Source organism: Paeniglutamicibacter psychrophenolicus (assembly GCF_017876575.1).
GTDB classification, from domain to species: Bacteria; Actinomycetota; Actinomycetes; order Actinomycetales; family Micrococcaceae; genus Paeniglutamicibacter; species Paeniglutamicibacter psychrophenolicus.
Genome location: NZ_JAGIOE010000001.1, coordinates 2,151,574 through 2,170,476, shown reverse-complemented (window position 1 = coordinate 2,170,476; position 18,903 = coordinate 2,151,574). Strand labels below are relative to the sequence as shown.

Genomic DNA, 18,903 nt, shown 5'->3' with positions numbered 1-18,903 from the left:
AAACCCATGACCAGAATCACGACCGCGGCACTCAACCTCAATGCCGAGCGCAACTTGCAGGCAGCCATGACCCGGCTGGCCACCATCCAGAACAAGGCCGGCACCCAGAAGGAAATCGGCAAGCCCAGCGACGATCCTTCGGGCACCGCAAATGTCATGGCCCTGCGCGCCGAACAGCGGCTGAACACACAGTTCTCCCGCAACGTGCAGGACGCCAATGGCTGGCTCTCCACCACGGACAAGGCCCTGACCAGCGCGACCGACATCATCCAGCAGGTCCGCGACCTCACGGTCAAGGGAGCCAACGACGGCGCCCTGAATCCGGACGCCAAGGAAGCCATCGCCCTGGAACTGGACCAACTACTCAACTCTCTGGTCACCGCAGCCAACACCCAGTTCATGGGCCGCCATGTATTTGCCGGAACCACCAACGAATCCGAAGCACTGGACAAGACCACCTACCAGTTCCACACCACCGATAAGGTGGAACGGCGCATCGGCCCCAACTCAATGGTCCGCGTCGACGCCGCCGGGGCCACCGTCTTCGGGGAAGGGGACGACAGCGTGTTCAAGCTCGTGAAGAACATTGCCGATGCATTGCGCGCGGGGACCAACATCTCCCCCAAGATCGGTGACGTCGACAAGCACCTCCAACAGGTCCTCGGGGCCCAGGCCACCATCGGCGCCAGCCACGCAGCGGTGCTGGCAGCCGACGACGCCCTGCTCTCCGACGCCGTCTCGCTGGAGGCACGCCGCAGCGGCATCGAGGACATTGACCTGGGCAAGGTCATCCTGGAGCTCAAGACCCAGGAGGTCGCCTACCAGGCGGCCCTCTCGGCCGCGGCCCGCACCCTGCAGCCCTCGCTGATGGACTTCCTGCGATGAGCCGCGTATTGGTTCCCGCCGCCGCGCTGCCGGGATTCCCCGAGGCCTCCACCCTGTCCCTGGAACCCGTCGAGGGTGCGCTGGGGCTGTACTCGTTGGCTTCCCCGCAGGCCGCCGCGCTGCGCCTCTTCGTGCTGGATGCGGCATTGCACCTGGCCGACTACAAGCCGGTGTTCACCAACGAGCAAATGGCGTTGCTCGGGGAGCCCGAGCCCGCGTCCCGCTGCGTCCTGGTTGTCGTGAACACCTCCGACAGCCAAGCGAGCGTCAACCTGCTGGCCCCGCTCGTGTTCAACACCGACACCGGGGCCTGCGCCCAACTCATCCTCGAGGGCCAGGACTGGCCCATCCGCTCGGCACTGCCGCTCTGATCCCCCGGGGCCCGCAACCCATCCGTCGGCACCTGGCCGGCTCCACCAACCCCGTTCCGACCCGCGCACCAGCGGCGCCGTAGCCTTCCGCATGCTGCTTCCCCGGCACCGGAGCGCAGTGGCGTGCCATGTTCCCTCCTTCCCAACCCTGTCTTATGTCCAAGAGCAGTCCTAGGATTGGCAATACGTGCGAGCCGAGAGCCTCGGTCCCGCACCCTGGCACACCGGCCGTGCCTCGCGCCCGGCCGGACGGTGGTTCCCATCCTTGGGGATCCGAACCACGGGGCACCCTCCGGCAACGGCGCGGCGCCTCACACGGCCACCCGACCCTTCGGGAAACCGGCGGCGCGTCACCGACGCCCCGCCATGTTGAAAGCAGGGGGATCTTTCCCATGGCTCGCTTCGCACCATCTCGAATTTTCGCCATATTCGCCGCCGGCATTGCCGCGTGTGCCCTGTCCCTCACCGGGATGGGCCCGGCCGCCGCGCTGGCGCCGCCGACGGAAACCAGCACCTCGGGGATCGTGTACTACGTCAACCTCGGCGACTCGTACTCCGCCGGATTCGGCTCCGGGGCCCTGGTCCCCGGTCCGTTCCCGGGTTGCCTGCAAGGCAACGGCCAAACACACGTCACCAAGATCGCTTCCATGGACAACGTCAACCTCACCGCCAACGTTGCCTGCGCAGGAATGACCACCGCACAGATCGGGGCAGTGGCCCAGCAGATCACCCCCTACCTGGCCACGGCGGACTTGACGACACTCACGCTCGGCGGCAACGACCTGAACCTTGCCGGCCTGGTCCTCGCCTGCAGCACCCTCGGATCGGATGCCGCGTGCGAACAAGCCCTGGCAGCAGGGAACGCCGCGCTCCCAATGGTTGGAGCGTCCGCCCACCAAACGTTGCAATTCATTGATGCTGCGACGCCCGGCGAGATCCTGGTGCTGGGCTACCCAAGGCTCTTCACTGCCTCCAACGGCGACCAGCCGCTGATGAGCGCCAGCCACGCCCGGGACCTGAACAAGCTGGGCGACTCGCTGAACCGGGTCATCCGCGATGCCACGGACGGCACCAGCGCCACGTTCGTTTCGGTGCTGGGCCCGTTCAACGACCACGGTCTGGGTGCAACGGATTCCTGGATCTACTTCAACATGGCCAACCTTGGCGACCCGTTCAACCTGCACCCCACCACCAGTGGCTACCTCAATGGCTACTACCCGGCGGTGCGCAACCACATCCACATGAATCTGTTGGTGCGCTGACACCCGCGAACGGGTGTGAGGGAAGTCCCGCTGTGCGGCATCAATCCGGGTGCGGCACAACGGGACTTCCCTTTGCCGCGCCGCGGGTGGCCCGCCATCCGTACTAGGCTTGATTCCATGGCAAACCAAAGCTCCGAGGCCGCAGCATCCCAGCTGGAAATACTGTTGACACCCCAGGGGTGGGAACTGCTGAACTCGGTCGACCCGTCCGCCGCCGGCACCAAGGAGGCGGCACTGAACCTCAACCTGTCGCTGCGCAAGGACGGGCACCCGGTGGAACTGGTCACCGCCGTGGTCCAGCAGGCGCAGTTGCGTTCCAAGGCCCGGGTCAAGTTCGGGCCCTTCGCCGACCGCATGGTTTTCACCCCCGCCGGACTCGAACAGGCCACGCGCCTCAAGCTTGCGGGCCTGCATGCCCAGCGTTTCACCCGTGCCGGGATCAAGAAGGTCGCCGACCTTGGATGCGGCATCGGCGCCGATTCCCTCGCCTTGGCCAGCGCCGAGATCGAGGTGACCGCCGTGGAGATGGACGAGACCACCGCGGCCGCGGCCACCTTGAACCTCATGCCGTGGCCCACGGCCACGGTCGTCAACGCGGACGCGACCGAGTTCGACCTCACCGGCTTCGACGGGGTCTGGCTGGACCCGGCCCGGCGCACCACCGACACCTCCGGCACCTCGCGGATCTTCGATCCCGAGGCGTTCTCCCCTCCGCTGTCCTTCGTCGAGTCGCTGGCCGACCGCGGGCTGGCCGTGGGCGTGAAGATGGGCCCTGGTCTGCCGCACAGTGCGGTTCCGGCCAATTGCGAGGTCCAGTGGGTCTCCATCAACGGGGATGTCACCGAGGCTGCCCTCTGGTTCGGCCCGCTGGCCCGCCCCGGCATCCGCCGTGCGGCCCTGGTGATCGGTGCACACGGTGCCACGGAACTAACTAGCGGTGTGGACTTCGACCCCGACGCGGCGCTGCGCGGGGACGTCCCGGTGGGCGCGATCGACTCCTACATCTACGAACCAGACGGTGCGGTGATCCGCGCCGGGCTGATCGACCAGCTGCTCAAGGACACCGGCGGGCACCTTCTCGACCCGCACATCGCCTACTTCAGCACCGCTGAAGCCGTGGACACCCCGCTGGCCAAGGCCTACAAGGTTCTGGCGGTCCGCCCGTACCACGTGAAGAACCTGCGCGCGTGGGTCAAGGCCGAAAAGATCGGCGTGCTGGACATCAAGAAGCGCGGCATGGACGTCACCCCGGAGGAGCTGCGCAAGATCCTGCTGGCCGGCACCGGGCGCGATGCGAAAAACAAGGCGACACTGGTGCTCACCCGCATCGGCGATACGCGCCTGGCTATCGAGGTGGAACCGGTCGCCTTCCCCGTGTGAGGGCAATTACACGACCTTTGGACCGCCAAATACCACCGAACCTCCATCGGTGGCATCAACTGTGCGGTTTCGCTCGATAGACTGGCGGGAAGAACATATTGGGGTGGTTCGCCTCATGAATCATGGAGGTTCGATGCAAATAGATTTCGCATCATCACGCCAGTCCACGCTCGGTGTGGAATGGGAAGTTGCGTTGGTGGATCGCCATACTTCCGACCTGCGTTCGGTCGCCGAGGAAGTCCTCGCCGAGCTGAACGTGCGGCACGGATCCCTGGGCGTCGGCGACGAGCATCCCCATGTGAAGCAGGAGTTGCTGCTGAACACCGTGGAAATCGTGACGGGTGTGTGCGAAACCGTGGCGCAGGCCAAGGCCGAACTGCATGAGAACCTGGTGGCCGTCCGCGAGGTCACCGACCCCATGGGCGTGGATTTGTACTGCGCCGGGTCCCACCCGTTTGCCCCGCCGAAGCTTCAGCCGGTCACCGACAAGGACCGCTACGCCAAGATGATCGATCGCACCCAGTGGTGGGGCCAGCAGATGGTCATCTACGGGGTGCACGTGCACGTGGGCCTCGATTCCCGGGCCAAGGCCCTGCCGATCGTCGACGGTCTGATCAACTACCAGGCGCACTTCCAGGCGCTCTCGGCCTCCAGCCCCTTCTGGGGAGGGGAAGACACCGGCTACGCCTCGCACCGTGCCCTGATGTTCCAGCAGCTTCCCACCGCCGGGATTCCCTACCACTTCGGGGCCTGGGAGCAATACGAGGCCTACGTCGCGGACATGCTGCACACCGGGGTCATCGACGATATCTCCGAGATCCGCTGGGACGTGCGCCCGGTCCCGCGCTTCGGGACGGTGGAAATGCGCATCCCCGACGGGCTCTCCTCGCTGCAGGACATCGGTGCGATCGCCGCACTGACCCAGTGCCTGGTCGATGACATGTCCTCCACGCTGGATGCCGGGGGAACCATCCCGGTCATGCCTCCGTGGTTCCGGGTCGAGAACAAGTGGCGTGCCGCCCGCTATGGCATGGATGCGATCATCATCCTCAACGCCGCCGGCGACGAAATGCTCGTCACCGACCACCTGCGCCTGGAGCTCGAACGGCTGGCCCCGGTCGCCGAAAAGCTCGGCTGCAGCGCCGAGCTGGCCGATGTGGAACGCATCATCACCGGCGGCGCCGGCTACCAGTGGCAGCACAAGATCGCCTCGGCGAACAACGGCGACCTCCACGAGATCGTCAAGGACAATGTCCGGCGGATGCACCTGGCCTGAGCCCAGGATCCAAAAACGCGAAGGGGTGGACGGGAAATTTCCCGTCCACCCCTCTTGTTGCCGTTCGTGTCCCGGCGTCAGGCGACCAGGGACACCAGGGATACCGGCTGCCCGGAGTCGGTGGAGAACCCCAATCCGGTCGGGGCAATGCCGCCGGCGACCAGCTGGGCGCCGAGGGCCGCGACCATTGCGCCGTTGTCGGTGCACAGGTTCCGCGGCGGCACCCGCAGGGTGATCCCGGCCGAGGCGCAGCGCGCGGCCAGCAGCTCGCGCAGCCGCGAGTTCGCCGCCACCCCTCCCCCGAGCATCAGGTTGGTCAGCCCGTGTTCCTGGCAGGCGCGCACCGCCTTGGAGGTGATCACATCGACCACTGCCTCCTGGAAGCCGGCGGCGATGTCGGCCACCGGCACCTCCTCGCCGCGCTTCTGGTACTGCTCCACGCAGCGTGCCACCGCGGTCTTGAGCCCGGAGAAGGAAAAGTCATGGCGGTGCTTGCCCGGTTCCTCGGCGGTGCCGATGAACTTGGGCAGGGTCAGCCCGCGCGGGAAGCGGATGGCCTTGGGATCCCCGTCCTTGGCGATCCTGTCAATGACAGGTCCGCCGGGGTAGCCCAGGCCCAGCAGCCGGGCGACCTTGTCGTAGGCCTCCCCCGCGGCGTCGTCGATCGTGGCCCCGAGCAGGCGCACATCGGAGGCAAGCGAGTTGACCTGCAGGATCTCGGTGTGGCCGCCGGAGACCAACAGCGCCCCGAGGTTTTCCGGGAGCTTACCCCCGTCGAGGATGCCCACTCCGACGTGGGCGACCAGGTGGTTGATCGCGTACAGCGGCTTGCCCGTGGCCAGGGCCAGGGCCTTGGCGGCGGATACCCCCACCATCAGGGCACCGGAGAGCCCGGGGCCGCTGGTCACGGCGATCGCGTCGATCTCATCCAGCGACACCCCCGCGTCCTTCAGCGCGGAGGACAGCGTCGGCACGAAGGCGTCCAGGTGGGCACGGGAGGCAATCTCGGGGATGACCCCGCCGAAGCGCACATGCTCTTCCATGGACGAGGCCACGGCGTTGACCAGGAGCTCGGTTCCACGCACGATACCCACCCCGGTTTCATCACAGGAGGATTCAATGCCAAGAACAAGCGGTGCAGTAAGGGACATGGTTCCAATTTTAGGGCCGATGCCCCGCTTTGGGCGAAGCGGGCACATTCACCGATGCGTTGCCCGCCGGCCACGGGCCACCCGGAAGCGTGGATGCGGCAGGATCAAGCGGGAGTGAACAGCACCTTGCGCATGATGATGGCATCGACGCCGTCGCGGTAGTACCGCTTGCGGCGGTGGATGGCCTCGAAGCCATGGCGCTCGTACAGGCCCTGGGCGCGGGGGTTGTCCTCGCGGACCTCCAGCAATAGGTCGGTGGCGCTGCGTGCCACGGCGGTGTCGATCATCAGGCGCAACAGGTGCGTCCCGATCCCCCGGCCCTCGTAGTGCGGGTCCACGGCGATGGTCTGCACGTCCGCCAACGGCAGCACGCACATCAGCCCGCAGTACGCGATTGTTTTCCCGGCGTCCTGCACCACCCAGTAGTTCCGGGTGTCCACCAGGTCCAGCTCGCCGATGAACATCTCCCGCGGCCAGGCATCCGCCGGGAAGAGCGCCTTTTCCATCTCCCAGACCTCGTCCACATCCGAGTGGAGCATGGGCCTGGTTTCCAGGCCCTCCGGCGCGGGGTTGGGCTGTGGCGGAATCACAGCAGTTTGCCCTTCATCACCGCGGGCACCTTGGCGTCGGATTCGCGCAGATACAGCGGCTCGGTGCCCAACAGCTCCTCCCCGGCGGCCAGGGTGCGCAGCGCGCGCGTGCCCAGCGCGACGGCGCCGGGGTGGGAGTTTTCGAAGCCTTCCACGGCCTTGGCACCCAGCGCGGCCAGGCGTTCGTCGTACAGGCCCGCCCCGGCCCCGTACACCGGGCCTGCGGGCAGTTCCTCGGCAACGGTGACGTGCGGTCCGTCGAGCAGCGCACCTGACTTGTCGTAGCGTGCCCAGTAGAGCTCCTTGCGCCGCGCGTCGATGGCGACGGTGAAGTCCCCTGCGGGTTGCTGCGCCACCGCATCCAGCGCGATCGCGTCCAGGCTCATCACCCCGTGGACCGGCACGCCCCAGACAAAGCCGAGGGTGCGGGCAGTGGCCAGGCCCACACGCAGCCCGGTGAAGGGCCCGGGGCCCACCCCGACCGCGATCGCCTCGGGAACCACCCCGCCGGCGGCGGCCAGCAGGGATTCGATGGCCGGGGCCAGGACCTCGGAGTGGTCGTTGCTTTCGGTGGAGGTGAAGGAGCCGAGCACCTCGATGGCGGTGCCCTCTGCGCGCAGCAGCGCCGCCGAGGCGTTGGCGGAGGTGTCAATGGCCAATAAGAGCATCTCTAATCTTTTCCCTTAGCTCGTGAAGTCGTTCAGCAGGGCCGCAAGCGCCGGGTCGTTGTCCCAGCGCGGGCCGATGGCCGTGAGCCTGATGGTGCGCGGCTCGTCGTCCTCGCCCTCGTGGAAGTCGAAGACCAGGTCCTCGTGGTTCTGCACCGACCCGGGGCGCAGCAGCACGATCTCCAGGCGGGAGTCGCTGAGCTGTTCGACCTTGCCCGCGCCCCATTCCACGACCGTGACCGCGGTGCCCATGCCCGCTTCCAGGTCGAGGTCGTCGAGCTCGGCGGCGCTGTCCAGCCGGTAGGCGTCCACGTGCACCAGGTCCGGCCCGGTGCCCAGGGTCGGATGGGTCCGGGAGATCACGAAAGTGGGCGAGATAATGCCCTCGCGCACCCCCATCCCCAGCCCCAGGCCCTGGGTGAAGGTGGTCTTGCCGGCCCCGAGCTCGCCGGTGAGCACCAGCAGGTCCCCCGGGGCCAGGATCGCCCCGAGCCTGTGCGCGAACTCCTTGGTCTGGGCAATGTCGTGCACCGCGAGCTCGACGGCCACGGAGGGCTCACTCACCGGATTCACCCCAGGTGCCTTCCACCAGCCGGCGCGGGACCCGCGGGGAAATGCGGGTGACGATCTCGTAGTTGATGGTGCCGGCGGCGTCGGCCCATTCGGTGACCGAGGGACCGCCCTCGCCAAAGAGGATGACCTCGGAGCCCAGCATCTGGTCGACGTCGATATCCGGGCCCAGGTCCACCACGAACTGGTCCATGGCGATGGTGCCCCGGACCCGGTAGATCGTTCCGTTGATGCTCACCGGTGCGTTCAGCGCGACGCGCGGCACCCCGTCGGCGTAGCCCATCGGGACCAGGCCCAGGTATGTTTCCCTCTCCGTGTGGTAGCGCAGGCCGTAGCCCACTCCCTGCCCGGCCGGGACCTTTTTGACGTTCGCGATCCTGCTGACCAGCGTCATGGCCGGGCGCAGTCCGTAGCGTGCCGGGTCTTCCCCGGCAAAGGGGCTCAGGCCGTACAGGCCCAGGCCCAGGCGGACCATGTCGTAGTGGGCGTCAGGTCGGGTGAGGATCGCCGGGGTGTTGGCGATGTGCCGCACCTCGAGGTCGAAGCCAGCGTCCTCGGCCAGTGCCACGGCCTGGTTGAAGGCCTCGAGCTGGTCGTCGGTTTCCGGGCGTTCGGGTTCGTCGGCGACCGCCAGGTGGGAAAAGACTCCCACCACGCGCATCAATCCTTCGTCCTGGTAGCTGGCCGCCCGGCCCAGCAGCAGTTCCCATTCCTCGGGGGTGCTGCCGTTGCGGCCCAGTCCGGTGTCGATCTTCAGGTGCACGCGTGCAGGTTGGGCTGCGGCCTGCGCGGCGCGGGCCACATGCTCAAGTTCCCAGCCGGACACGGCCAGGTCGATGTTTGCGGCGATGGCCTCGGCGAAGGGGGTTCCCTTGGTGTGCAACCACGCCAGCATGGGGACCTCGATCCCCGCTTCCCGCACCTTCAGGGCCTCGGTGACGTGGGCGCAGCCCAGCCAGGTGGCCCCTGCCTGCACCGCGGCGCGTCCCACGGCCACGGCTCCGTGCCCGTAGCCATCGGCCTTGATCACGCCCATGATGGCTGCCGGCGCCACGAGCTCGGCCACGCGCTTGACGTTTTCGCGGACGTTGGCCAGATCGATGATGGCGCGCCGTTCCCAGTCCGACGTCGTTGTCGGGTCCTGGGTGTGGGTTGGATTTTCGGTCTGATCGGTAGATTGTGCACTCACCGCTCCATCATCCCACTTTCAATGCGGTGCCTGCTTCATGGGCACACCGCCTGCCCGGGCCGGCACCGTGCCAGGTCTTGGGCACGAGAATGCCCCGGCGGCCGGATCACAAGGATCACAGCCGCCGGGGCATCATCGTTCGTGGCACCCGAAGGTGCGCGGTTGATCAGACGGTTCGATTGCGCAATTCGTCGCGGATCTCGGCCAGCAGGGCAACCTGCGGATCGAGTTCCTCGGCGGGTTCCTCGACGCCCAGGCGAGCCTGGCGCATCTCGGCGAGGTGCTTCATCGGCACAACGACGATGAAGTAGATGGCGGCAGCAATCAGGATGAAGTTCACCAAGACGGTCAGGAAGACACCGAACTTGATGGCGACACCGTCACCGATCGTGACAACGAGGAAGTTGTCGAAGTTCGGCGAACCAACCAATGCTGCGATCAATGGCATGAGAATGTTCTCAACCAATGAATTGATCACGGCGCCAAAAGCGGCACCAATGACGACGGCAACGGCAAGGTCAACAACGTTGCCCTGCATAATGAAATCTCTGAATCCTTTGAGCATGTGCCCAGCTTTGCACACAATGCCAGTGGTCAACAGGTGGTGTCGCGGTATTTTTTCGAAAAGTTTACGAACAGTTCATCGAAAACATTCCTGTTTCAGATCTTGCGCAGCAGCATTCGGCGGATCGAATGGTCCGCCGATTTGCTTAATACGAGCTGCGCGCGACCTCGGGTGGGAATGACATTTTCCCGCAGGTTCGGCTCGTTGATGCGCTTCCAGATGCCGTGTGCCGTTTCCCTGGCTTCGTCGTCGCTGAGCGATGCGTAGCGGTGGAAATAGGACGCGGGATCCGAGAACGCGCCCGAACGCAGCTTCATGAAGCGACGGATGTACCACTCCTCGATGTCCGCGGTCCGCGCGTCGACATAGACGGAGAAGTCGAAGAAGTCGCTCAGCGCCAGGCCCGCGGTGCCGTCCATCCGTGCCCTGGCCGGCTGCAGGACGTTCAGTCCCTCCACGATCAGCACCTGCGGGGAGCGCACCACCACTTCCTTCCCTGGAACGATGTCATAGCTCAGGTGCGAGTACCAGGGGGCGCGAACCTCGGGGGCGCCGGATTTCACTTCCGAGACGAAACGCAACAGGCGGCGGCGGTCGTAGGACTCGGGGAATCCCTTGCGGTGCATGATGCCGCGTTTTTCCAGATCCGAGTTCGGGTACAGGAAGCCGTCGGTCGTGATCAATTGCACGTCGGGGGTGTCGGGCCAGCGGCGCAACAATTCCTGCAGCACACGGGCGGTCGTGGACTTTCCCACGGCCACCGAACCTGCCACGCCGATGACGAAGGGGGTGCGCCCGGTCTTCTCCCCCAGGAACGTGTTGGTGGCCTGGTGCAGCGAGGCCGCGCCCTGGACATAGAGGTTAAGCAGGCGCGACAAAGGCAGGTACACCTCGCGCACCTCGGCGAGGTTGAGCTGTTCACCCAAGCCGCTGAGGCGGCGGAGGTCCGCTTCGTCCAGTGGCTGCTTCAGTTCATTGGACAGTCTTGCCCATGTCTGGCGGTCCAATTCGACAAAGGGTGTTGCACTGTAGTCGACCGCACGCTGTCCATTCACGCCTTGAATTGTGCCAACAATCCACCTGTATTCCCAAACTTCACCGTTTGGCCATACTTTCGGCCTATGTTCATGACCACAAAATTTTATGCCCATCCGACGGGGCAAACGTATCTGCGGCCTTGTGCGACACGGTACTCTTTTTTTCATGTGTGGAATTGTTGGATACGTAGGTAATGCTGGACGCGCGGCCGATCACGGCGCGCTCGATGTGATTCTTGAGGGCCTGCGGCGCCTCGAATATCGCGGTTACGACTCGGCCGGCCTGGCCGTTGTCACCGACGCGGGCATCGACTCGCGCAAGAAGGCTGGCAAGCTCGCCAACCTCGTCCAGTCGCTGGAAGAGGAACCGCTTCCCGCGGCATTGACCGGCATCGGGCACACCCGCTGGGCGACCCACGGCGGACCGACCGACGCCAACGCCCACCCGCACCTTGCCGACAACGGCAACCTCGCCATGATCCACAACGGCATCATCGAGAACTTCGCCGAACTGAAGGCCAAGCTTCGCGCAGAAGGCGTCGAGTTCATCTCCGATACCGACACCGAAGTCGCAGCGGCCCTGCTCGGCTCCGTCTACCGAGGCGCCGGCGAAGGGAACCTCACCCGCTCCATGGAGCTGACCGCCCGCCAGCTCGAGGGTGCCTTCACCCTGCTGGCCGTGCACGCCGAACACCCCGGTGTCGTCGTGGCCGCACGCCGCAACTCCCCGCTGGTGCTGGGACTGGGCGACGGAGAAAACTTCCTGGGTTCGGATGTCTCGGGCTTCATCGACTTCACCCGCCGCGCGGTTGAACTCGGCCAGGACCAGATCGTCACCATCACCCCCGAGTCCCACAGCATCACCGACTTCGAGGGCAACCCCGCCGAAGGCAAGGAATTCCATGTCGATTGGGACGCCGCCAGCGCCGAAAAGGGCGGCTTCGCCTCCTTCATGGAAAAGGAAATCTTCGACCAGCCCGCCGCGGTCGCGGACACCCTGCTGGGCCGCTCAGACGCCTTTGGCCGCCTGACCCTCGACGAGCTTCGCATCTCCCCCGAGGAACTTGCCTCCGTCACCAAGATCGTCGTGCTTGCCTGCGGCACCTCCGCCTACGGCGGATCGGTCGCCAAGTACGCCATCGAGAACTGGTGCCGCATCCCGGTCGAGGTCGAGCTGAGCCACGAGTTCCGCTACCGCGACCCGATCGTTGACTCCAACACCCTGGTCGTCTCCATCTCCCAGTCCGGCGAAACCATGGACACGCTCATGGCCGTCCGCTACGCCAAGGAGCAGGGCGCCAAGACCCTGTCGATCTGCAACACCAACGGGTCGACCATCCCGCGCGAGTCCGACGCCGTGCTCTACACGCACGCCGGACCGGAAATCGCCGTGGCCTCCACCAAGGCATTCCTGGCCCAGATCACCGCAACCTACCTGCTGGGCCTGTACCTGGGCCAGCTGCGCGGGAACCTGTTCAGCGGCCAGATCAAGGACATCCTCGCCGACCTGGGCAAGATCCCGGCGAAGATCCAGGACATCCTGGACCGCGCCGAGGAAATCAAGGAGCTGGCACGCTCCATGAAGGACACCGAGTCGGTGCTCTTCCTGGGCCGCCACGTGGGCTACCCGGTCGCCATGGAAGGCGCGCTGAAGCTCAAGGAAATCGCCTACATCCATGCCGAGGGCTTTGCCGCCGGCGAGCTCAAGCACGGCCCGATCGCACTGATCGAGCAGGACAAGGCCGTCTTCGTGGTGGTCCCGTCCCCGCGCGGCCGCGACTCGCTGCATTCCAAGGTCGTCTCCAACATCCAGGAGGTCCGCGCCCGCGGCGCCAAGACCCTGGTCATCGCCGAGGAAGGCGACGAATCAGTTCGCGACTACGCCGAGTTCGTGTTCTACGTTCCGGAGACCCCGACGCTGCTGATGCCGTTGCTGGCCACCGTTCCGTTGCAGCTCTTCGCCTGCGAACTGGCCACGGCCAAGGGCCTGGACGTCGACCAGCCGCGAAACCTGGCCAAGTCGGTCACGGTCGAGTAGCCACCGGGCTCTCCAACGTCCCACCATCGTGCGGTGCCGGTACCTTCCCCCCTTGCGGGGAGGCGCCGGCACCGTTCGGCGTTAAGCCCCAGGGCGCCGGGTGCGCTCCACGTCCAGGAAGATCCCGCGCACGAACTCTGCCTGGGCAAGGTGCGCGGTGGTCTCCCCCAGGATGCTCACCAACCGCGCCGCCGCGGTCACCGGCGGGTCCCAGCGCCGGTCGACGACCACGTCAAGGTCCGATTCGCGCAGCGTCCCCAGGATTTCCAGGCATTGCCGGTGCACGTCCAGGTGGTAGCCGCGCAGGTACGCCCCGTCGTACATCCCGAAGTCCGCGACCTGTTCGCTGCTGTGCCCGAATCCGGTGTCCAGCCGCCGGTAGGGCAGGTTGAAGCGGGACACCCAGTCGTCGGCGATCCAGCGCTGCTCCGTCACCGATTCCGGATCCAGTGCCCGGGCCAGGAAGGTGAAGTGGTCATCCTGCACCCGGCTCAGGTGCCAGATGAGCCATGCCACTGGGTTCGCGGAGCTGCTGGCCCGGAAACGCAGCATCCGCGGCTCGGCGGCCTCCAGCAGGGCCTCGATCCCCTCACTCACCCGCGTGAACCCGTCGCGCAGCAGGCCGATCGCGCTTGGTTCCGGTTCGCTCCCGTTCGCTCCCACAGCCATTCCCCTTCCCCGCCTGCACCCTGCACGCGGTGCCTTGAAGCCTACGCCCGCAGCTCACCGGCACGGGACGGGAGCGGTGAGCCGATAAACTCGAAGGCATGATCGTGGGAATTGGTGTTGACGTGGTCCAGGTGTCTCGTTTCAGGGCGCAGCTTCAGCGGACCCCCGCATTGCTCGAACGCCTTTTCGTGCCCGAGGAACGAGCGCTGCACGTCCGCTCCCTGGCCGCGCGCTTTGCCGCCAAGGAGGCCATTGCCAAGGCGCTCGGCGCCCCGGCCGGCATGAACTGGCAGCACTGCAGGATCGAAAAGGACGAGGCCGGCGATCCCTACGTGGTGCTCGACGGTTCGGTGGCCGAGGCCGCGGCAAAGAAGGGCGTGGTGCATTGGCACCTGTCCATGAGCCACGACGGGGACCTGGCCACGGCCATGGTCGTCGCCGAACGCTGAGGACCTGCCGCCCACAGCGGACGCGCCCGTGCCCCGTCATCCTAAAAGTGCGGCAAATACCACCCGCAGTTGGGTATTCTGAAGTCATGATCCCCGTCTACGCAGGTTCCCGTGTTCGAGATGCCGAGATTCCGCTGCTGCGCGATTCCAGCGACCTGAGCCTGATGCGCCGGGCCGCCGACGCGCTGGCCCACCAGGCGGTGCTGATGCTCAAGGAACACACCGGCAGGCTCTATGGGTCCCGCGTCGTGGCACTGGTCGGTCCGGGCAACAACGGCGGCGACGGACTCTTTGCCCTGTCCGCCATGGCCAGGCGCGGGGTCGCAGTCACCGCCGTGCTGCTGGCCTCCCACGCCCACCAGGAGGGCCTCGCCGCGCTGGTGCGCGCAGGCGGCCGCACCGCCGCCGCCAAGGCCCTGGATGGGCTGCTCGAGGAATGCGACCTGCTCATCGACGCCGCCTACGGCACCGGGCTGCGCCCCGGGGTCCGTCTGCCGGCCATCCCCCGCCACATCCCGGTGCTCGCCTGCGACGTGCCCAGCGGCGTCGATGCCGACACCGGTGCGGCGGCGGACAGCGTGATCCCGGCCGAGCGGACCGTGACCTTCGGGGCGCTGAAGACCGGCCTGGTGGTGGGAGCCGGGCACCTGGTCTCCGGGCGCATCCGCGTCACCGACCTCGGGCTCAATCCGACACTCGGCGAACCTGAGGCCTGGGTCGTGCAGGGAGACGACCTGGGCCTGCTGCTGGACCGCGACCTCGGCTGGTCGGCGGCGGGCAGGCACAAGTACCAGCGCGGGGTGCTGGGACTGCTGGCCGGCTCCGCCCGCTATCCCGGCGCCGCGGTGCTCAGCGCCCGCGCCGCCGTTGCCACCGGGCTGGGGCTGCTGCGCACCATCGTCCCGGAGAACGTGGCCGCGGCCCTGACCAGCCAGGTCCCGGAGGCCGTCCCGCTGGGCACCGACGAGCTCACCGCCCTGCTGGCGCACAACCGCCGCAACGGGCGCGAGGGCGCCACCCGGATCGGCGCCTGGGCCATCGGCCCCGGGCTGGAGGACACGCCCGAGACCCGCCGGCACCTGCAGCAGATCCTGGCGGCCAACAACCCATGCGTCATCGACGCCAGCGCGCTGGCAATGCTCGAACCGGGCGAACACAGCCAGCTGCGCATCCTCACCCCGCACGCCGGGGAGCTCAACGCCCTGCTGGCCAAGGCCGGGGTGCGGGTCAGCCCCCGGGACATCGCCGCCGACCCGATCCGCTGGGCCCGCTGGGCCGCCGTAGCCTACGACTGCGTCGTGTTGCTCAAGGGCTCAGCCACCATTTGCACCGCCCCGGACGGCTACGCATTGATCGTGCACGCCTCGACCCCGGATCTAGCCACGGCCGGCAGCGGGGACGTGCTCACCGGCATCCTGGGCACGTTGCTGGCTGCAGCCAACTTCCCGGCCACGCCCGCAACCGTCGATGCCACCGCGCTGACCCACCGGCTGACCGACCTTGCCGCTGCCGGTGCGTTGATCCACGCCCATGCCGGTGCCCTGGCGGCACGCGAGGGTACGGTTAGCGCCGTGGACCTGCTGGTGGAGCTTCCACGCGCGGCCAGGGACCTGGGGCTCTAGGCGCAAAAGCAGGCATCGGGCCCGGCGCCCGGGCCCGGTTTTGGGCATTGAAAAAGGGCCCACCAAACTTGCGAGTAATAGTGGGCCCTTTTCGCACTTGCGGAAACTTGGGGTATCCGCAGCATGCTGACGCGGGTAATTGGGGTAACCAACGCTGATGAACATGCTACCCAATTTTCCCGATTTGGCACGTCCAACCGCCGATGTTACAAAATACGGGCGGGCGGGCCACGAAGGGCAGTCCTACAGTTCCCCGTCCAGCGGGGCGTGGTGCTGGCCCATGCCCACGATTTCCCAGCCGGCGGCCTCCCATTGGCCCCGGGAAAGCACGTTGCGTCCATCGATGATCCGGCGCTCCGCCACCAGCGGCTCCAGGTCCGCGGGAACCAGGGCCCTGAACTCGGCCCACTCCGTCAGCAGCAGCACCAGGTCCGCCTGGGCCACGGCCTCGGGCAGGTCCTTGGCGTAGTGCAGCCGCGGGAAGCGCTCGGCCGCGTTCTTGTTGCCCTTGGGGTCGTACACCAGCACCTCGGCGCCGGCGTTGAAGAGCCGCACCGCGATGTCCAGCGCCGGGGAGTCGCGCACGTCGTCCGAATCGGGCTTGAAGGTCACCCCGAGCACCGCGATGCGCGCACCGACCAGCTTCTCGTTGAGCATGGTGTGGGCCAGGCGCACCACGCGTTCGCGGCGGCGCAGGTTGATCTCGTCGACCTCGGCCAGGAACCCCATGGTGTGCGTCAGGCCCAGCTCGCTGGTGCGTGCCTGCAGCGCGCGGATGTCCTTGGGCAGACAACCGCCGCCGAATCCGACCCCGGCGTTGAGGAACTTGCGGCCGATGCGCGCATCGTGGCCCAGCGCGTCGGCCAGCACGGTGATGTCCCCGCCGATGGTCTCGGTGATCTCGGCAAAGGAGTTGATGAAGGAGATCTTGGTGGCCAGGAACGCGTTGGCGGCGACCTTGACCAGTTCGGCGGTCTCGAAGTCCGTCACGATCAACGGGGTCGCTGCCGCCAGGGCGCTTGCATAGATGCCGCGCAGGAGGGCCTCGGAGGTTTCGTCCTCGACACCGAGCACCAGCCGGTCGGGAGTCATGGTGTCGGCCACGGCGAAACCCTCGCGCAGGAACTCGGGGTTCCAGGCCAGGGTGATCTCGGCGTCCGGGTGGGCGTTGGCGGCAATCAGGGTGCGCAGGCGGCGGGCGGTGCCCACCGGCACCGTGGACTTGCCCACGATCAGGGCCTTGCCACGGATGCGGGTGGCCAGCTCGGCGACGGCCGCGTCCACGTAGCGCATGTCGGCCCCGTGCCCGTCGGCGCGCTGCGGGGTGCCGACGCCGATGAAGTGCACGTCGGCCCAGGAGGAAACCTGCTCGTAGTCGGTGGTGAAGCGCAAACGGCCGGAGGCCACGTGCTTGCGCAGCAGCTCGGGGAGGCCGGGCTCGTGGAAGGGCAGCAGGCCCGCCGAGAGCGCCTCGATCTTGGCCGGGTCGACGTCGACGCCGATGACCTCGAAGCCCAGCTCCGCCATGCAGGCCGCGTGCGTGACGCCCAGGTACCCGGTGCCCACCACCGATATCTTCATGCTCATGCCCGTGGGAAACCCTTCAACTTTTTGGGGTGCAACGAACGTGTTGCACCTGCACAAATGAACGTGGCCGAGCGCCGGGCACCCGTGGTGCCGGAACGCTCGGCCACAGTGGCAATGCGGGAGTGGATATTAAAGCGCCAGTTCGCGCAGGACGACGTCGGCCAGCGACTGCGCCAGGGAACTCGCCATGGCGTGCGAGGTGGCCTCGACCATCACGCGGACCACCGGCTCGGTTCCCGAGGGGCGAAGCAGCACGCGTCCGTTCTCGCCCAGTTCGGCCTCGGCGGCGGCGATCGCGGTGATCAGCGTCTTGTTGCTGGGCGCAGCTTCCTTGTCGACGCCCTTGACGTTGATCAGCACCTGAGGGAGCACCGTCATGGCGGCGGCAAGCTCCTTGAGGGTCTTGCCGGTGGCCTTGACGCGGGCGGCGATGTGAAGTCCTGTCAGCACCCCGTCGCCGGTGGTGGCGTGGTCGGCGAAGATCACGTGGCCGGACTGTTCCCCGCCCAGGTTGTAATTGCCGGTGCGCATGCCCTCGAGCACGTAGCGGTCACCCACGCCTGTTTCCAGGATGGTGATCCCGGCCTCACGCATGGCGATCTTCAGGCCGAGGTTGCTCATCACGGTGGCCACCAGGGTGTTGTCCTTCAGGACGCCGCGTTCCTTCATATCGGCGGCCATGATCGCCATGATCTGGTCCCCGTCCACGATGGTGCCTTCGTGGTCGACGGCCAGGCAGCGGTCGGCGTCGCCGTCGTGGGCGATGCCCAGGTCCGCGCGGTTGTCCAGCACGGCGGCCTGCAGGCGCTCGAGGTGCGTTGAGCCGTAGCCGTCGTTGATATTGATGCCGTCGGGTTCCGCACCGATGACCACGACCTGGGCTCCGGCGGCGTTGAAGACCTCCGGGGAACATCCACTGGCCGCGCCGTGGGCGCAGTCCAGGACGATCTTCATGCCGTCAAGGCGGTTCGGCAGCGTCTGCAGGAGGTGCATGATGTAGCGATCCTCGGCGTCCGCGAACCTGTTGATGCGCCCCACGTCCCCGCCCACCGGGCGGTACTTGGGCTTGTCGAGGGCCGCCTCGATGGCGTCCTCGAGGGCGTCGTCGAGTTTCTTGCCGCCGCGGGCCAGGAACTTGATCCCGTTGTCCGGGGCGGCGTTGTGCGAGGCGGAGATCATGACGCCGAAGTCGGCACCCAGATCCGCGACCAGGTACGCGGCCGCCGGCGTCGGAAGGGTCCCCGCATCGTGCACGTCGACGCCGGAGGCTGCGAGCCCCGCCTCGATTGCAGCAGAGAGGAAGTCGCCACTGATCCTCGGATCCTTGGCCACCACCGCCACGGGCCTGCGCCCGTCATGTATTTTCTCGTGCCCCAGCACCATGGCGGCGGCCTGTGAAAGCGCCATCGCCAGCTCGGGGGTCAGAAGTTCGTTTGCTTTTCCTCGGACACCGTCGGTCCCAAATAACCTTGCCATCGTCATCCATCATAGGGCCAGGAATCCCCGAAGTCCGGCATCTGTGGGGTTTATCAAGGCATTCTTTGTCTAATCATGTGCCATATCCCACTAAGGCACCGCGCCTTAACGGGCGAAG

The 18,903-nt window shown here is 66.8% G+C and carries 18 protein-coding genes; 8 read left to right on the top strand and 10 right to left on the bottom strand.

Annotated features, from left to right (window positions below):
* Nucleotides 1-6: 6 nt before the first annotated feature.
* The 5 genes from flgL to JOF46_RS09785 all read left to right on the top strand — a co-directional run bounded on the left by flgL (nt 7) and on the right by JOF46_RS09785 (nt 5,174).
* Nucleotides 7-885 (top strand): flagellar hook-associated protein FlgL, encoded by an 879-nt coding sequence (flgL, locus tag JOF46_RS09805; protein WP_209907126.1) that lies wholly within the window; start codon nt 7-9, stop codon nt 883-885.
* On the top strand, nt 882-1,256 hold the full coding sequence (fliW, locus tag JOF46_RS09800) for a flagellar assembly protein FliW (protein WP_209907125.1): 375 nt from the start codon (nt 882-884) through the stop codon (nt 1,254-1,256). The genes flgL and fliW overlap by 4 nt, the downstream gene beginning before the upstream one ends.
* Nucleotides 1,257-1,648: 392 nt before the next feature.
* A complete protein-coding gene (locus JOF46_RS09795) occupies nt 1,649-2,518 on the top strand; it encodes a GDSL-type esterase/lipase family protein (protein WP_209907124.1) in 870 nt (289 codons plus the stop codon).
* A 117-nt stretch (nt 2,519-2,635) separates the two neighbouring features.
* Nucleotides 2,636-3,898, top strand: a complete 1,263-nt coding sequence (locus JOF46_RS09790; protein ID WP_209907123.1) for a class I SAM-dependent methyltransferase — start codon at nt 2,636-2,638, stop codon at nt 3,896-3,898.
* Nucleotides 3,899-4,031: 133 nt separating this feature from the next.
* Complete coding sequence (locus JOF46_RS09785) at nt 4,032-5,174, top strand: glutamate--cysteine ligase (RefSeq protein WP_209907122.1); 1,143 nt, start codon at nt 4,032-4,034, stop codon at nt 5,172-5,174.
* Nucleotides 5,175-5,251: 77 nt separating this feature from the next.
* Here JOF46_RS09785 and tsaD read toward each other — a convergent pair whose 3' ends face one another.
* The 7 genes from tsaD to coaA form a co-directional block, all read right to left on the bottom strand.
* A complete protein-coding gene (gene tsaD / locus JOF46_RS09780) occupies nt 5,252-6,325 on the bottom strand; it encodes a tRNA (adenosine(37)-N6)-threonylcarbamoyltransferase complex transferase subunit TsaD (RefSeq protein WP_209907121.1) in 1,074 nt (357 codons plus the stop codon).
* 104 nt (nt 6,326-6,429) lie between these two features.
* The gene (rimI, locus tag JOF46_RS09775) at nt 6,430-6,915 is read right to left on the bottom strand and encodes a ribosomal protein S18-alanine N-acetyltransferase (protein ID WP_425355047.1); all 486 of its coding nucleotides are present in this window, start codon (nt 6,913-6,915) and stop codon (nt 6,430-6,432) included.
* A complete protein-coding gene (gene tsaB, locus JOF46_RS09770) occupies nt 6,912-7,583 on the bottom strand; it encodes a tRNA (adenosine(37)-N6)-threonylcarbamoyltransferase complex dimerization subunit type 1 TsaB (protein WP_209907120.1) in 672 nt (223 codons plus the stop codon). Before tsaB ends, rimI begins: the two co-directional genes overlap by 4 nt.
* A 15-nt stretch (nt 7,584-7,598) precedes the next feature.
* Complete coding sequence (gene tsaE / locus JOF46_RS09765) at nt 7,599-8,147, bottom strand: tRNA (adenosine(37)-N6)-threonylcarbamoyltransferase complex ATPase subunit type 1 TsaE (protein ID WP_425355046.1); 549 nt, start codon at nt 8,145-8,147, stop codon at nt 7,599-7,601.
* Nucleotides 8,140-9,342, bottom strand: a complete 1,203-nt coding sequence (alr, locus tag JOF46_RS09760; protein WP_209907118.1) for an alanine racemase — start codon at nt 9,340-9,342, stop codon at nt 8,140-8,142. The genes tsaE and alr overlap by 8 nt, the downstream gene beginning before the upstream one ends.
* Nucleotides 9,343-9,508: 166 nt before the next feature.
* Entirely contained in the window at nt 9,509-9,907 is a 399-nt protein-coding gene (mscL, locus tag JOF46_RS09755; protein ID WP_209911784.1) for a large conductance mechanosensitive channel protein MscL, read from the bottom strand.
* A gap of 95 nt (nt 9,908-10,002) precedes the next feature.
* Nucleotides 10,003-10,962 carry a type I pantothenate kinase gene (coaA, locus tag JOF46_RS09750; RefSeq protein ID WP_209907117.1) on the bottom strand — a complete coding sequence of 320 codons (960 nt, stop codon included), beginning with the start codon at nt 10,960-10,962 and terminating at the stop codon, nt 10,003-10,005.
* Between the two features lie 148 nt (nt 10,963-11,110).
* Here coaA and glmS point away from each other — a divergent pair, with 148 nt between their 5' ends.
* Nucleotides 11,111-12,982 (top strand): glutamine--fructose-6-phosphate transaminase (isomerizing), encoded by a 1,872-nt coding sequence (gene glmS, locus JOF46_RS09745; protein ID WP_209907116.1) that lies wholly within the window; start codon nt 11,111-11,113, stop codon nt 12,980-12,982.
* Between the two features lie 81 nt (nt 12,983-13,063).
* On the opposite strand, the gene JOF46_RS09740 is transcribed toward glmS, so the two are convergent.
* Nucleotides 13,064-13,645, bottom strand: a complete 582-nt coding sequence (locus JOF46_RS09740) for a mycothiol transferase (RefSeq protein WP_209907115.1) — start codon at nt 13,643-13,645, stop codon at nt 13,064-13,066.
* A gap of 104 nt (nt 13,646-13,749) precedes the next feature.
* Here JOF46_RS09740 and JOF46_RS09735 point away from each other — a divergent pair, with 104 nt between their 5' ends.
* On the top strand, nt 13,750-14,100 hold the full coding sequence (locus JOF46_RS09735; protein ID WP_209907114.1) for a holo-ACP synthase: 351 nt from the start codon (nt 13,750-13,752) through the stop codon (nt 14,098-14,100).
* 86 nt (nt 14,101-14,186) lie between these two features.
* Nucleotides 14,187-15,722, top strand: coding sequence for an NAD(P)H-hydrate dehydratase (locus tag JOF46_RS09730; RefSeq protein ID WP_209907113.1), 1,536 nt, complete (start codon nt 14,187-14,189; stop codon nt 15,720-15,722).
* Between the two features lie 243 nt (nt 15,723-15,965).
* Here JOF46_RS09730 and JOF46_RS09725 read toward each other — a convergent pair whose 3' ends face one another.
* Together JOF46_RS09725 and glmM are read right to left on the bottom strand one after the other, a co-directional pair.
* On the bottom strand, nt 15,966-17,309 hold the full coding sequence (locus JOF46_RS09725; protein ID WP_245348067.1) for a UDP-glucose dehydrogenase family protein: 1,344 nt from the start codon (nt 17,307-17,309) through the stop codon (nt 15,966-15,968).
* Between the two features lie 129 nt (nt 17,310-17,438).
* The gene (gene glmM, locus JOF46_RS09720) at nt 17,439-18,785 is read right to left on the bottom strand and encodes a phosphoglucosamine mutase (RefSeq protein WP_209907112.1); all 1,347 of its coding nucleotides are present in this window, start codon (nt 18,783-18,785) and stop codon (nt 17,439-17,441) included.
* Between the last annotated feature and the right edge of the window lie 118 nt (nt 18,786-18,903).